13 protein-coding genes and 1 pseudogene are annotated in these 15,593 nt (G+C 41.2%); 10 read left to right on the top strand and 4 right to left on the bottom strand.

All coding sequences use genetic code 11. The features are described from left to right. The first annotated feature begins 51 nt into the window (after nt 1–51). Both HEQ19_31320 and HEQ19_31315 read left to right on the top strand, forming a co-directional pair. Nucleotides 52–258 carry a hypothetical protein gene (locus HEQ19_31320; GenBank protein WZI67010.1) on the top strand — a complete coding sequence of 69 codons (207 nt, stop codon included), beginning with the start codon at nt 52–54 and terminating at the stop codon, nt 256–258. 165 nt (nt 259–423) lie between these two features. After that, nucleotides 424–903, top strand: a complete 480-nt coding sequence (locus HEQ19_31315; protein WZI67009.1) for a transposase family protein — start codon at nt 424–426, stop codon at nt 901–903. Nucleotides 904–1,063: 160 nt separating this feature from the next. On the opposite strand, the gene HEQ19_24790 is transcribed toward HEQ19_31315, so the two are convergent. After that, nucleotides 1,064–1,444: a hypothetical protein gene (locus HEQ19_24790; GenBank protein ID WZI67008.1), complete on the bottom strand. Its 381-nt coding sequence runs from the start codon at nt 1,442–1,444 to the stop codon at nt 1,064–1,066. Nucleotides 1,445–1,463: 19 nt separating this feature from the next. Beyond that, entirely contained in the window at nt 1,464–2,474 is a 1,011-nt protein-coding gene (locus HEQ19_24785) for an AAA family ATPase (GenBank protein ID WYM02233.1), read from the bottom strand. A 281-nt stretch (nt 2,475–2,755) separates the two neighbouring features. Between HEQ19_24785 and HEQ19_24780 the strand changes: the two genes are divergently transcribed. Together HEQ19_24780 and HEQ19_24775 are read left to right on the top strand one after the other, a co-directional pair. Then, a complete protein-coding gene (locus HEQ19_24780; GenBank protein WYM02232.1) occupies nt 2,756–2,956 on the top strand; it encodes a hypothetical protein in 201 nt (66 codons plus the stop codon). 275 nt (nt 2,957–3,231) lie between these two features. Further along, a complete protein-coding gene (locus tag HEQ19_24775) occupies nt 3,232–4,095 on the top strand; it encodes a sugar kinase (protein ID WYM02231.1) in 864 nt (287 codons plus the stop codon). 94 nt (nt 4,096–4,189) lie between these two features. On the opposite strand, the gene HEQ19_31310 is transcribed toward HEQ19_24775, so the two are convergent. After that, nucleotides 4,190–4,321 (bottom strand): hypothetical protein, encoded by a 132-nt coding sequence (locus tag HEQ19_31310; protein WZI67007.1) that lies wholly within the window; start codon nt 4,319–4,321, stop codon nt 4,190–4,192. A gap of 7 nt (nt 4,322–4,328) precedes the next feature. Here HEQ19_31310 and HEQ19_24765 point away from each other — a divergent pair, with 7 nt between their 5' ends. From HEQ19_24765 to HEQ19_24745, 5 genes and pseudogenes are all read left to right on the top strand, one after another. After that, on the top strand, nt 4,329–5,192 hold the full coding sequence (locus HEQ19_24765; GenBank protein ID WYM02230.1) for a 3'(2'),5'-bisphosphate nucleotidase CysQ: 864 nt from the start codon (nt 4,329–4,331) through the stop codon (nt 5,190–5,192). Between the two features lie 354 nt (nt 5,193–5,546). Beyond that, on the top strand, nt 5,547–5,864 hold the full coding sequence (locus HEQ19_24760) for an RNA-binding protein (GenBank protein ID WYM02229.1): 318 nt from the start codon (nt 5,547–5,549) through the stop codon (nt 5,862–5,864). Nucleotides 5,865–5,986: 122 nt separating this feature from the next. Continuing rightward, nucleotides 5,987–6,181: a 30S ribosomal protein S21 gene (gene rpsU, locus HEQ19_24755; GenBank protein WYM02228.1), complete on the top strand. Its 195-nt coding sequence runs from the start codon at nt 5,987–5,989 to the stop codon at nt 6,179–6,181. 765 nt (nt 6,182–6,946) lie between these two features. Beyond that, nucleotides 6,947–7,495 carry an alkaline phosphatase family protein gene (locus HEQ19_24750; protein ID WYM02227.1) on the top strand — a complete coding sequence of 183 codons (549 nt, stop codon included), beginning with the start codon at nt 6,947–6,949 and terminating at the stop codon, nt 7,493–7,495. Nucleotides 7,496–7,710: 215 nt separating this feature from the next. After that, nucleotides 7,711–8,934 (top strand): annotated as a pseudogene (locus tag HEQ19_24745) (alkaline phosphatase D family protein). A 134-nt stretch (nt 8,935–9,068) separates the two neighbouring features. Here the strand turns inward: HEQ19_24745 and HEQ19_24740 are convergent. Next, entirely contained in the window at nt 9,069–10,022 is a 954-nt protein-coding gene (locus HEQ19_24740) for a DUF4351 domain-containing protein (protein WYM02226.1), read from the bottom strand. Nucleotides 10,023–11,238: 1,216 nt separating this feature from the next. Here HEQ19_24740 and HEQ19_24735 point away from each other — a divergent pair. Then, the gene (locus HEQ19_24735; protein WYM02225.1) at nt 11,239–15,531 is read left to right on the top strand and encodes a choice-of-anchor I family protein; all 4,293 of its coding nucleotides are present in this window, start codon (nt 11,239–11,241) and stop codon (nt 15,529–15,531) included. Nucleotides 15,532–15,593 lie beyond the last annotated feature (62 nt).

Below are 15,593 nucleotides of genomic sequence, written 5' to 3'. Positions count from 1 at the left end.
ATGAAAAATCCACTTCATTATATTCAACAATATCCGCACCGCGCAAAACAAATGCTCGGAATAAGCAACGACCAGTTTCGAGACTTATTAGCCCAAGCCGAGATCCATCATAAACAAATTCAAGCTGAGATAGAACGTAATAAGGTGCGTATAAATCAGAAAGGAGGAGGACGTAAACCGAAACTAGAGATAAAGGAAGAGGTATGTTTATGTTTATTTTACTTGAGACAAATGCCAACATTTGAGGTTTTAGGGTGACAATTTGGAATATCAAAAACTGAGGCTAATGATACGTTTCATTACTGGCTAGGGGTATTAGGGGAGATATTACCTGCTAGCCTGCTCGATCAAGTTGAAAAAAATCACAGTGATTACGCGATCGCCTTAGAACTATTGAAAGAATTTCAATTAATCGTGGACAGCATGGAACAACCACGGGAACGCCCTTGCAACAATCAGGAACAGAAAGAATATTTCTCAGTCAAGAAGAAACAGCACACATTTAAAAACCAATTTATTATCCTACCAGAAGGAAAAGATATTGTCGATGTAGAGGTGGGAGAGAAGGGTCCGACAAGTGACATTAGCTTGTTTCGGGAGCAACAAGAAAAGTTTGAAGCCGACCAAATGTTTGAAGGTGATAAGGCGTATCAAGGAGGAGAGAATATTACGACTCCCCATAAGAAGCCACGAAAAGCAGAATTAACTACAAAGCAAAAAGCAGAAAACAAAGAGTTTTCGAGTAAACGCATCTTTGTTGAACACGTAATTAGACTCGTCAAAATTTTCCAGATTGCACGGGAAAGATTTCCACTTCATTCTCGAACTTACGAGCAGGTAATTCTTACCATTTGTGGATTGGTTCGACTCAGAATCGGTGCGCTAATTTTGCCATTTTCATAAAAGTTGTAAACATGAGGTAAGTTATGAATTAGCTATCAACAGTTTTACAGATAGTTGCTATCAGTAATTATCCCAAACCCTTATTCTTACGTTGGATCTGGTTAACAGTCAACGCTGTCCAAAACCAGGCTCAGAGCGTGTTGTAAATTTTCGGACGAGTCTAATATGAATATTCGGGTCCTTCTGTAATCTGACTGTAATTTTCTAAACGTTTCCTAAATTCTTTTAACTCCAGATCAGACGAGAAGACAACTATGGCTTTATCAGGCTCAAATGCTAGTATATCTAATCCTGTCTGATTAACTAGCTCGTCTGAAAGTTTTTTAGTAGCTTTAATCTTAAAAATTAATTTTGGGTTAAGACGGAAAGGGTTACTTTTTTGCTTTGTAGACTCACTCAGTCCAGAAAGTTGATCTAATAAATGCTTACCATGTTCAATGAAATCAGCGCGTTTTCCACCAACTCCACCACCATGAGATCGTCGTGGTAATTCGATATTGATGATTCTCGGTAATTTTAGGTGTTCAAACTGACTTACCATGAGGATTTGACGTAGATGATTATTTTGAGTTTGCTATTATACTTTGCCTTTCTAAAAAACGTCCTATCGCAACTTCTAAATCATCAGTCGTCAAGGTACGCTCCCCCCGTAAAATTACGGCTTTAATTGCATCAGAACAAATACGTTCTATATCTGCTCCAGTTGCATTTTCTAGCCGTTCTGCAAAAGTAGATAGATTAATAGCAGTATAACGGATACCAGACAGATAACGGCTTAAAAGAGCCGTGCGTAATTCCAGAGTTGGGTTGTCAAAGAAAATCACCTCATCAAATCGTCGCCAAACTGCACTGTCTAATAGTTTTTCGTGATTAGTCGCTGCAACAAATATACTTTGATTGGTTGCATTATCAATGAGTTGTAACAAGCTATTGACAAGGCGTTTGACTTCACCATGTTCATTTAAGTTATCTCGATCACGAGCGATCGCATCAAACTCATCGAACAAAACAAGCCATTCGCCTTTTTCTATGTAGGTAAAAATTTTCTGAAGATTGGTGGCTGTTTCACCTAAGTAAGAAGAGAATACTGCTGTTAGGTTCACGTAAACCAGTGGTAGACTCAAGACACTCGAGAGGACTTTTGCCGTTTGGGTTTTACCGCAGCCAGGTGGTCCACAGAATAGTAGTTTGTTTTTGGGCTTGAGGTTATAAGCTGTAAGGATATCTTGCTTACGGTTTTCCAGAACAATTTCTTGCAGGATATCAAATATTTTTTCACTGAGGACGATGTGATCCCATGTCAGGTCAAATCGCTTGACATCCAGTAAAGCTAGTCCAGTGTCTTTATCTTTGGGTGGTTCAGGAAATTGATTCCAGGGAGCTAAGTTAGATGCTAGGGGTTTGGTGTAGCCATTGCCATTGTGCAGCAGTTTTTCCAAATCTCTAGCCAGCAGGATGTGATTTTTATTTCTTTCTTCTTCTATCAGTTCGTTAGCCGCAGCTAAAAACTCTTCTCTCTCGTTGCGAGAGAAGCTTTTGAAGAGTTTTCTGAGAATTTCGCCGCGAGCCATATTTTACAACTGCTATTGGATACTTTGTCTACCAGTAATCAACCCTCATTGGCATAGATCAATTGTACTACTAAAACCAAAATTACTTATTTTAGCACTAAGATATTATATTTGTCTCCAAATTAATCAGCATGGGAAATTCATTACTAATATTACTGAAGGTCGAAATATTCGCATTGGCGACGATTATCGCAAATAAAAGGGAATAGGGATTGGGGACTGGGGAGATGGGGAGGTGGGGAGGTGGGTAGACAAGTTTAAGGTTTAGGTTGAAAGCCTCAATGTTCGAGCAAAAAGCCTCAACGTTCGAGCAAAAAGCCTCGACGTTGGAGCAAAAAGCCTCAACGTTGGAGAAAAAAGCCTCAACGTTGGAGCAAAAAGCCTCGACGTTGGAGCAAAAAGCCTCAACGTTGGAGAAAAAAGCCTCAACGTTGGAGAAAAAAGCCTCGACGTTGGAGCAAAAAGCCTCGACGTTGGAGTAAAAAGCCTCGACGTTGGAGCAAAAAGCCTCGACGTTGGAGTAAAAAGCCTCAACGTTCGTGTTCAGATCAAAATAATTGTAGACGTAGGGTGCGTCAGACCTAAAATATTGACAGCGCATCAGTTATCTACTTAGCTGACGCACCCTATAAATTGCACTTCTTATTCCCCTCCTCGCTTGCTCTGAGGGGCTAGGGGTGGGGTCTTATTTTCAAGCTAGTTAAACCGAAAAAAAAGATAAAACTCCATCCCCCCATTCCCCAATCCCCAAGACAAAATGCAGCATGGATTATTTATTGGCTTAATCACCTTAGATTTTATCTACCTAGCCGAGTCTCCCCCCAAGAACAATCAGAAAATTGTCGCCATTGACTACACTGTAGCTGCAGGAGGTCCCGCGACCAATGCATCTGTCGCTTTCAGCCATTTAGGTAATCAAGCCAAAGTCTTGGGTGTATTGGGTTCCCACCCCATGACACAATTAATTAGGGAAGACTTGGGAAAATATCGAGTGGCGATCGCCGATCTAAATCCCACGACTACCACAACAGTCCCAGTCTCATCGATTATTGTCACCCAAGCCACAGGTGAACGGGCAGTAATTTCCATTAATGCTGTCAAAACTCAAGCCACGAGTTCATCTATCCCGTCAGATATCTGGCAAAATGTCGCTATAGTTTTAATTGATGGGCATCAGATGGAGGTTAGTCGTGAAATTGCGCCCATAGCCAAAAGTCAGAATATCCCCATTGTCATTGATGGTGGCAGTTGGAAGCCTGGATTTGAGAAAATTTTGCCTTTTGTAGACTACGCCATTTGTTCAGCCAATTTTCATCCTCCTGATTGTCACACATCAGCAGAAGTTTTTACCTATCTGTGCAGTTTTGAGATTCCCCACATCGCCATCACCCACGGAGAACAACCAATTGAATATATCAGTGAAGGAAATACAGGCGTTATCAGCGTACCCCAGATTACAGTAATTGATACACTAGGGGCTGGAGATATTTTTCACGGTGCTTTCTGCCATTACATCTTACACTCTGGGTTCACTGATGCCTTAGCCAAAGCTGCAAACATCGCTGCTACAGCTTGTCAATCATTTGGTACCCGTCGGTGGATGGAAGTGGAAGAGAGTTAGGAGTAATGAGTAATGAGTAATGAGTAATGAGTAATGAGTAATGAGTAATGAGTAATGAGTAATGAGTAATGAGTAATGAGTAATGAGTTAGGAGTTAGGAGTTAGGAGTAATGAGTAATGAGTAATGAGTAATGAGTAATGAGTAATGAGTAATGAGTTGGGAGTTAGGGGGACAAGAATACAAATGACAAATGACAAATGACAAATGACAAATGACAAATGACAAATAACAAATGACAAACTTACAAGAAATATTAGCGATCGCACGAGAAGTAGGTTGGGGTGCTACAGATATATTGCGGTCTTATTATCATGGAACGGTAAAAGACTCTAACCTCGATGTGCAATATAAACAAAATGAGCCTGTCACTGTTGCTGATGTAGCTGTGAGTGAATACATTTTGGATAGGCTACAAGCAGCTTTGGGAACTGAGGATTTTGCTTACATTAGTGAAGAAACTTATCAATCGCAACTGGGTAGAGATGAGTCTAAGTTAGTGTGGATTATTGATCCTTTAGATGGCACACGAGACTTTATTCAAAAAACTGGAGAGTATGCAATTCACATTGCTTTAGTCAAGGAAAACCGCCCAATATTAGCAGTGGTAGTAGTACCAGAAGCGCAGAAGTTATACTTTGCTACCATTGGCGGAGGTACATTTGTCGAAACCCGTGATGGTTCTGTTCCTTTGCAACTATCTTTAGAAGGAAACGCAAAACCCATTGAAGCATTCACTTTAATTGTTAGCCGTTCTCACCGTAATGAAAGGTTAAATTATCTCTTAGAAAATTTACCTTGTAGTCATCAAAAAGAAGTCGGCAGCGTGGGTTGCAAAATTGCTGCTATTATTGAGCGACAGGCAGATGTCTACATTTCTCTTTCGGGAAAATCTGCCCCTAAAGATTGGGATATCGCCGCCCCAGAATTAATTTTGACAGAAGCTGGAGGCAAATTTACCCATTTTGATGGCACCATCTTGCAGTATAACACCGATGATATTAATCAATGGGGTGGTTTGCTGGCAAGCAACGGTCAGTATCATGAAGTGCTGTGTAAAGAAGCCGAAAAACTTTTAGAAAATTGGACTAATGGCTAAAGGGTAAATAATTTACAGACCAATCATTACGGGAGTTTTCAAAGCTCCCGTTAGGTGGGACTAAACCCATAACAACTTATTGTAAAACATCTATCATTGATTATGATTGCTGTTGGAAATTGCAATGAACGTGTGATTATGTCATAATAACCACAGCGTAATCGTAAATAAAAGCTTTTGGGGCTTGTACTGTAATTTATCTCCCCAAAATCCAATTTTGTCGGAGTTTATTTTCTATTACCGTGCTATAGTAGGTTCTATAAAGATTATATTCGGTTGAATGATTGGTTTTGACTTCTCAAAAGCGTCTCTCCGAATTTAAGTCTCTACACTCTCTGAATTCGGAGACATGATATGTCGATTTACGTTGGCAATTTGTCCTATCAGGTTACAGAAGATGATCTGAAAAGGGCATTTGGAGAATACGGAACAGTTAATCGCGTTCAACTACCAACCGATAGGGAAACAGGTCGTCCACGTGGGTTTGCTTTTGTAGAAATGCAAACAGAAGCTCAAGAAACCGCTGCTATTGAAGCCCTAGATGGTGCTGAATGGATGGGCCGGGACTTGAAAGTGAATAAAGCTAAACCTCGTGAAGAAAGAGGCGGAAATTCCTCTCGTGGTGGTGGTAGCTGGGGCGGAAATAATGCTCGTAACAATCGCCGATTTTAAGCCTTAAGCTAAAAATTTAAAATCTAGAGTCTCCAGCAGATAAGGCCCAACGCTTGACTCTGCTGGAATATTTTATTGGCTCTCTAGCCATCAAGCATTCATCCATATAAGGAGAAATAAGAATGACACAAGTAGTATTAGGGGAGAATGAAGGTATTGAATCAGCCTTGCGAAGATTTAAGCGGGAAGTTTCTAAAGCAGGAATTTTCCAAGACATGCGGAAAAAGCGTCACTTCGAGACGCCATTAGAAAAAGAGAAGCGTAAAGCAATTGCTAGACACAAGCAAAATCGTAGACAACGTACTCGCTTCAAATAACAACTCTAAAGTAAGTTGGTCTTCGACTTAATTGTCGTGTTTAACTTCAATGAATAAGCTGCAAATACAGCAGATTGCAGGTAAATGAGGTACAGATATTACAATGATTTTCAGGTAAATAAACCACGCTTTTGGGGCGCAAGGCCTTGCGCCCCTACAAGGATATGTGGTTCAAAGAAATGAAAATTACTGTAAGTAAGCAGACATCAATAAATAACAATGTTATACCAATTCAAAAAATCTTGGCAACACATCCATAATCTGTAGGGGCGCAAGGCCTTGCGCCCCTACCCTATTTGTCTCATTCTTTTTTCAAATACGAATTTAGTTTTTTAACCTAACTGAGATAATTTTTTTCAAAGAAAATACAGCTATGTTTAGAGAAATGAACCAGGTTTTTATGTCTCAAAAAAAAGAACGCAGGGGCGTGATTCATTGTATTTTAATTTTCTCTAAACATCAAATTTGTTGTATTTCATATTACTAAAATTTTCCTCTCAATTATTAACCTTGTCCTAGTCATTTATTAACATTGGTGCGATAGATTTTTTATGCCTCTCTCAATGAGAATATTGCTGCCAAATCTATGAAATATGACGGTTTTATTCTATTCTAAATTTTTAGAATAAGCAACCGTACCTATTCTGATAAACACAGCAATAATCCTTATTTCGTATAAAAAACCCAAAGTGTATCAGTTTATATACTTTGGTTATTAGCGATTGAGCGAGAAAATTTCCACCAAACTAATTGCAAAAAATAATTATGGACAACCAACCCAAAGTTGTTGTTCTTTCCCTAGATGGTAATACTTACTCTTTACTCAAGAATTACCTGGATACCAATCAGATCGATCCCACAAAAGGTTTAGGGTTACTCAAGAGCAAGGGAGTATTTTTACCCAACACGACTGTCACCCCTTCACTGACGGCGCCTGGTCACATTGCGATCGCCACAGGTTCAACTGCTGCAAAAAATGACATCAATGCCAACACTTTTCACCTAATTGATAGTCCCTTCAACTTTAATATTAGTGGCTTTGGCGCTCCTATTGGAGGATATGATGCCCTCAACCCTGATGGACCAAAAGAAAGCAGCAATCCGACAGCAGAACCCTTATGGGTAGATTTGCGTGCTAATGGTAAAAAAGTAGTAGCAGCCACATTTCCTGGTGCTGATGGCGTTGATGTCAAAGTTCCTGGATTGACTAATAGCCCAATTATTCAGTCTAAAGCAGAGAGAACAGTAGATTATACCGTCCCCTTTGGTGCTTTTGGTGGACTTGGTGGCAAAGGCTGGCTCTTCCGTACTTAGCGTGCTGAATTTATTAAATAATCAGCTTGAAACCCTTGCAGAGCTAAGATAATAGCCATTATTTTCTGTATTTTATATCATATTGCTAAAAATTAAATTATGAACGCCTGTAAGCCTTACTTTTAAAGCAAATTTATAAACTTTAATTAATAATTAAGCACGCTAAGTACGCAAGAACCGCAGCTTTCCCCAGTGACGATCCTAACGCTCTGATTAACGACAGCAAACTGTATGAGAACGGCTTACAGGCTTTCCAAGAATACAATCCCATTCAGGATCAATTCTATGGACAAACTGGTGATGCTAAAACTGCGGGTGAACGCAAACTTTACCGCTACAATACCTATGGTAAAGATGCTGCTACTTTCGTCCTCGATGCTCGCTCTTTCCGTGATACCGAGTTAACGGATGTAACTAACACCAGCGACCAGACCCAGGTAGCTAACTTCCTCGCTCAGTCTTTCGATCCCAAGCGCACCCTACTGGGGCGATCGCAAGTTGAAGATCTCAAACGCGACTTACTCCAAGCTCAGAATAACGGCACCACCTGGAAGTTCATTATGATTCCAGAGCCGATTCAAAATCTAGGGGTAGCGGTCGCTGCTGATAGATTTGAGGGTTATGCTGCTGAACGGACAGAAATTCTCAAATTCATCAACGACAACAATATCAGTAACGTTGTCTTTGTTTCTGCTGATATCCACGGCACCTTGGTTAACAACCTCACCTATCAAACTGCACCCGGTCAGCCGCAAATTGCTACCAGTGCTTTTGAAGTTGTCACTGGTTCTGTTGCTTATGATGCACCTTTTGGCCCAACTGTAGCCTCATTCTTCCTCAACCCTACTCAGAAAGCCACTTATGATGCTTTACCTGCGGCTGGTAAGGATGCTTTTATTAAGCAAATAGTCAACGCTGGTATTACTCCTCTAGGTTATGACCCTCTTGGTTTAGATAATAATCTCTCCCAAGCTAATGGTTTGATTAACGCTAAACTGTTGCAAGGCGATTATCTTGCTACCAATACCTACGGTTGGAAAGATACCCTCCGCAGCAGCGGTAGCAATAACCGTCTCTACGGTGGTTCTGGCGATGACAAACTTTACTCCAATATCAAGGACTTGCTGTCTGGTGGTGACGGTGATGATGTATTGTTTGCTGCTGCTGGTGGTGGAAACCGCTTAACTGGTGGCGCTGGTGCTGACCAATTCTGGATTGCAAATGCGAGTCTACCAACTAGCAAAAATATTGTCACTGACTTCACCGCAGGACTTGACTTGATTGGAATTGGTGGAATTGCTACAGCTACTAAGTTTAGCGACTTGACACTGGTGCAAATTGATAGTGATACTTTGGTGAGATCTGGAGCGACTGAGTTGGTTTCATTGGTGGGTATTACATCTACTACCCTGACTGCTAATAACTTCACTTTCGCTTAGTAACACAAACATTCAGGGCACAGCAGTGTTCCCTACAAATACCATGTGCAATCACCCGGATTTGATATCAAATCTGGTTACGGTCACACAAACATTCAGGGCACAGCAGTGTTCCCTACAAATACCATGTGCAATCACACCGTAAACCAGCGAACCAGATCGTCAATTTCTGTGAAATCTAGTAGAGCTTCAGCTAATTCTTCTAATTGAATAACATCCAGAGATTGAATAGAAGCGATCGCCTCAGATGGTAACTCCCCGAACCGTTTTTGCAATAGCTTTAGAATAAGCCTTTGTTCACCTTTCTGCTCACCTTCCTCTATTCCTCGCTCGTAGCCAATGCGTTCACCTGTGGTAACGTAAGTCATATTTCGCTCCTGTTCAAATTCTTTTAGCTCTTGCCAAAATTCCGCGTCCAACTGTTTTGGTAATAGCATAACCCAATCTATAAATCGGTACAAACTGCGAACATCTGTTTCTTGCCAACCTAGTTCATAAAGTCGGCGAACTAGGCGAAATTTCCAATTTTTACGTTCCCTTGCTTGATTCCTAGTTTCTTGAGTCTTTAAGTGCGCCATCACAACCATTGCAAAAGGATTGTCACTCGCTTCTAACTCTGACCATCGGTTTTGGTAATCCAAAAGTTTAACTGTACTAAATTCAAAATTATGTTTTGTACCTGGACACTCAAAACTATACTGATTCGGACGCCAATCGCTGTTTGAATCACACAAAATAGCTAGGCTCGTGGCAGGTTTACCATAATAATCGAAAATCCGTATATTGTACAAAAACATCCTTTCTGGAAAAATATCTTCTGATTCTGCTTGAACTTCTATGTGGATTAATAACCACAGTTCTTTTCCTTGAAGAAGCCTTGCACTGACTAGCTTATCTGCATACAATCTTCCTTTAACGGCATCATAAGCAATCGCTTGAAATTCTTTATCTAAAAATAGGTGAGGGTGATTCCAGTCAATCAATGCAGCTATTTGAGGGAAAAAGAACTGCATTGCTTGAGGAAAATAAGCTTCTAAAACTTCTTTCCAAGGACTATTGTTATCTGCTCTCTTTTTTTCCTCTGTCATATATTATTTTATCCTACATCCATGTTTTTATTGTACTGTAAAAAGTATTTGTGTGGAAGATAAATTGAGGATTTATTATTATTAATATGGACTGATATCGCTGATTATTTAAGTTACTGAAATCAGAATATTCTTGAGTCAAATAAACAAACTACGAGAACAAACCAATGCGTAAGTCCTGTAGTTTTGAAAAATTGTTTGCGAGGCGATGCAATCGTATTGTGAGCCGACGCAATCGTATTGTGAGGCGATGGCGTAGCCCAGAGCAAGCATCGCGCAAAATCACACCGATGAGCGGTAAACCGCTTAAACCTGTTTTCATCCCTTGTCTAAAGCACAGATTCTCTCGTTCAAGGGGAGTAAAAATAATTGGCGTTGCTGAATCAGAATATCAACAATATGATGATGTCTTAAACTTTTTATAGTTTTTTCTTAACATAACAGATATATAGCAATCCTATTTGAGATCTGAACAGAGGAGACAAGGAGGATTTGGGAGAGGTGTTTATACAGCATATTTCAGGTAAATGAGGTACGCCGGTAGGGGCGCAAGGCCTTGCGCCCCTACAATTATCTGTACCTCACCAACTTGCAATCTGCTGTAAATCATTTAGCATTGTTATCATTTGAAGGAGATAAGAAAAAAATGAATAGATATAAGCTTATGGTAATTATTGAATTTAATAATATTAAAATTTGTTTGCTTTCTGCGAAACAATTTTCTCGGCAATCAAGACATTGGACTTGGGATTTTTCACAAAGTCTTATCCTATGACAAAGGGTTTCAAACTTATTTTTCAACAAATTTAGCACGGGCTTTGTAGGCAAGAACCGGGAGTTGATGAGTTTTTTATGCGATCGCCCTGACTTGGAAATACTTTTTTTAGCTAATTGTGTGATTTATCATACTTTTAATTTAGTCCTCATCACTAGATTTTGATATCCTTATAGATGTTACCAGTGACATCAACTAAGTTAACGATTCGTAATTCGTAATTGGATTACGGAAAGTACACCAACCCTTAACGGGACGAAGAGTCATGATCGCCTCCTCTGTCCGCGTGCGGACTCGCTATTGCTACGAGGCGCGGTTTAATTACGAACCACGAATTAGTAATTATTGTTGACAGGAACGATTGATTTTGTTCGCATTCAGTTCCGAGATTTGTGACCAAGAAAGAAACACAACCAAAATTCAGTAATTACAGGCTTAACCATGACTGATCTAATTAACTTGAAATTTGCTGGGACTATTAGCTTAAATGGCGCAGAAATTTCTGATTTTGACCCAAAAACTCAGCGCTTATTTGTCACTGGAGAAGTTGCAGGTAAGCCAGTTTTACAGGTAATTAATGTTTCCAACCCTAATCAACCTGTCAAAATTGGTGATATTGACCTTTCCAGCTTTGGTGCAGGAATTCAGAGTGTAGCTGTGAGGAAAGGCATAGGTAGTAATACCAGCATAGTTGCTGTTGCCATCTCTGCCACTACTTCCACTGACTCTGGTAAGGTAGTATTTTTTAATGCCAACGTTGATGTTGCCAATCCCACAGCGTTGTCTCAGGTGACAGTAGGCGCTTTGCCTGATATGCTCACCTTTACCCCCGATGGTAGCAAATTATTGGTAGCCAACGAAGGGGAACCAAACGAAAACTACACGATTGATCCAGAAGGCTCAATTAGCATTATTGACGTTTCGGGAAATATTGCGACTTTAGATAATACTAAAGTGACAACTGCCAACTTCACAGCCTTTAATGGTCAAGAAGCAGCTTTAAAGGCACAAGGTATCAGAATTTTTGGTCTGAATGCTTCAGCGGCTCAAGATTTTGAACCAGAGTACATCGCAATTTCTCCTGATAACAAAACAGCTGTTGTTACTCTGCAAGAGAATAATGCACTAGCAATTGTTGACATTGCTACTAGTAAAGTTACCAGCGTTGTTCCCCTAGGGTTCAAAAACCACAACCTACCAGGAAATGGTTTAGATGCTAGCGATAGAGATGTTAATGGTAGCAGCAGTGGTGGCGGTAAAATCAACATTCAGAACTGGCCGGTTTTGGGGATGTATCAACCCGATGCAATCTCATCATTCCAAATTGGCGGTAAAACCTACTATATAACCGCCAACGAAGGAGATTCTCGCGTTCGTCCCACAGCCAATAATATTGTACCTGGTCAGGGAGAGGGAGGTATTTTCAACGAAGAAACACGGGTTGCTAGTGTCAAACTTGACCCCACAGCCTTTCCCAACGCCGCTACTCTGCAAAATAACGCTAATCTCGGTCGTTTGCGAATCACCAACACCTTGGGAGATACCGATAAAGATGGAGATTTTGATCAGTTATACGCCTTTGGCGGTCGTTCTTTCTCTATTTGGGATGACCAAGGAAAATTAGTATTTGATAGTGGTGACCAACTAGAACAGATTACAGCGCAACAAACACCGACCTTTTTTAATGCGAATAACGGATCAACAGCGGATTTTGACACTCGTTCCGATGATAAAGGGCCAGAACCAGAAGCTGTAACTGTAGGTTATGTCAGCGGGAAACCCTACGGCTTTATTGGTTTAGAACGTGCTGGTGGTGGGGTTATGGTTTATGACCTGAGCAATCCCGTTGCGCCGCAATTTGTCCAGTACATTCGCACTAACACAGATATTAGTCCTGAAGGCTTGAAGTTCATTCCTGCGTTTGACAGTCCTAATGGGAAGCCACAATTAGTAGTAGCGAATGAAGTGAGTAACACGGCTACCTTCTATGAAATTGAAGCACCAAATTTCCAACTGCAATTGTTACACGCATCAGATCAAGAAGCTGGCGTTCCCGCACTAGATGATGCACCCCGGTTCAGTGCTGTTTTGAATGCACTCAAAAACCAGGATGGGAATAAAGATGGTAAACCAGACTACGCTAACACAATTATTCTTTCTTCTGGAGATGCATACATCCCCAGTCCATTCTTAAATACAGCAGAAGATCCTTCTTTAGCACCTTTATTAGGTAAAGTTGGGAGAGGTCGCGCTGATATTGTAATTCAAAATGAATTAGGTTTTCAGGCGATCGCCTTTGGCAACCACGAATTTGATTTAGGTACACCCTTTGTTAGGTCTGTAATCGCTCCCGATGGTGCTTATCCCGGTGCAAAATTCCCCTACTTAAGTTCTAACCTCAATTTTGCACCTGACACTAACTTAGCTTCCTTGGTAACTGCTGACGGTCAAGAAGCCAGCACTATTCCCAACAAAATTGCCAAGAGTACAGTAATTACCGTCAACGGCGAGAAAATAGGTGTAGTGGGTGCTACTACCCCCACACTAAAACGGATTTCTTCTCCTGGTAGTGTAGAAGTTTTACCACTAAATGCCAATGATATCGCTGCATTAGCTGCAGAAATTCAAAAGTCAGTAGATGCTCTCAAAGCAACTGGTATCAATAAAATTGTCCTGCTCGCGCATATGCAGCAGATTGCAATTGAGCAACAATTGGCAGGTCTGCTCAAAGATGTAGATATTATTATGGCGGGTGGTTCCAATACTCGCCTAGTTGACAGCACAGACCGGCTGCGTCCAGGAGATACCAAGCAAGGTGATTACCCCATTCTGCTAAAATCTGCTTCCGGGGAAGATGTTGCTGTCATTAACACAGACGGTAACTATAAATATGTTGGTCGCTTAGTAGTAGAATTTGACAATCAGGGTAGAATTATTCCTGCTAGCATTGACCCCAAAATCAGTGGTGCTTACGCTACAGATGACCAAGGAGTTAAAGACCTCAATGCTGAGAATTTAGTAGACCCAGAAATTAAAGCCATTACCGATGCACTAGGCAAGATTATCCTTCAAAAAGACGGTAATTTGTTTGGTAACACTCAAGTATTCCTCAACGGTACTCGCGCTGATGTCCGTACCCAAGAAACTAACTTAGGGAACTTGAGTGCTGATGCTAACCTGAATTACGCAAAAAACCTTGATCCCACCGTAACTGTTGCCTTTAAAAACGGTGGTGGTATTCGTGACAATATCGGTACTATCTTAGCTCCGACTGGTTCAACTGAGTTAGTTAAATCTCCTCCTCCAGCCAACCCTTTGTCAGGAAAACCGGAGGGTGGTGTTTCTCAACTAGACATTGAAAATTCTCTGCGGTTTAATAACGCACTGACTCTAGTAACGGTAACTGCGGAACAATTAAAGCAGATTCTGGAACATGGTGTAGCAGCTTCAACCCCTGGCGCCACTCCTGGTCGGTTCCCACAAATTGGCGGTATTTCTTTCAGCTTCGACCCCAGCAAAGCAGCAGGTTCTCGCGTTCAAAATGCGGCAGTTGTCAACGAAAATGGAACTATCACCGATGTCCTAGTCAAAGATAGTCAGCTACAAGGAAATAAAGACCGTAGTATTCGGATTGTTACCCTTAGTTTCTTAGCTGATGGTGGTGATGGTTATCCCTTGGGTGATTTTATTAAAGCTAATCCCACCTTTGCCAATCGAGTAGATTTAATTGGGGAGACAGATAAAGACCTGAACCTCAATGGGAAGATAGACGCACCTGTTGACTCAGCAAAATTTGACCCAGGTAAAGCCAACTTTGCGACTTCTGGAACCGAACAAGATGCATTTGCAGAATATCTAGGTGCAAACTTTAGTAATTCTGCTTTTAATATTCCAGATGTTGGACCTGAGTTAGACACCCGCATTCAACGCTTAAATGTGCGTGAGGATGGCGTATTTGCCAATTATACCCCATTATCCTTTGGTTCTACCACTGGTGATGATGTCACCCTCAAATCCAAGCAAATTTTCTTCGCTGGTGACGGCGCAGATACAGTAGAATCTACTCAATCTCACACCACAATCAACGGCGGCAATGGTGATGATACGGTGTCTGTCGCCAGTGACTCTTCTGTGTTTGGCGGCGAAGGTAACGATACAGCCATTATTGGTGCAACTGGTCAGGCTGGCAATACCAATGTTGATGGTGGTAATGGTAATGATACCATCACTGTGGTAGAAGCCAAGGCAAGTAATAATCTGTTTGGCGCTGCTGGTGATGACAACCTCCAAGTAGTTGAGGGTTTTGGTCAATTGCTGTTCGGCGGTTCTGGTAAAGATACCCTCCGCAGCAGCGGTAACAATAACCGTCTCTACGGTGGTTCTGGCGATGACAAACTTTACTCCAATATCAATGACAAGCTGTTTGGTGGTGACGGTGATGATGTATTGTTTGCTGGTGCTGGTGGTGGAAATCGCTTAACTGGTGGCGCTGGTGTTGACCAATTCTGGATTGCAAATGCGAGTCTACCAACTAGCAAAAATATTGTTGTTGACTTCACTGTAGGACTTGACTTGATTGGAATTGGTGGAATTGCTACAGCTACTAAGTTTAGCGACTTGACACTGGTGCAAATTGGTAGTGATACTTTGGTGAAAGCTGGAGCGACTGAGTTGGTGTCATTGGTGGGTATTACATCTACTACGCTGACTGCTAACAACTTCACTTTCGCTTAGTAACACAAACATTCAGGGCACAGCATTGCTGTGCCCCTACAAATACCATGTGCAATCACCCG

The organism is Gloeotrichia echinulata CP02 (genome assembly GCA_038087035.1).
GTDB classification, from domain to species: Bacteria; Cyanobacteriota; Cyanobacteriia; order Cyanobacteriales; family Nostocaceae; genus Gloeotrichia; species Gloeotrichia echinulata.
The sequence above is the reverse complement of the archived record's forward strand: the minus strand, read 5'-3'. Positions and strand labels throughout refer to the sequence as shown.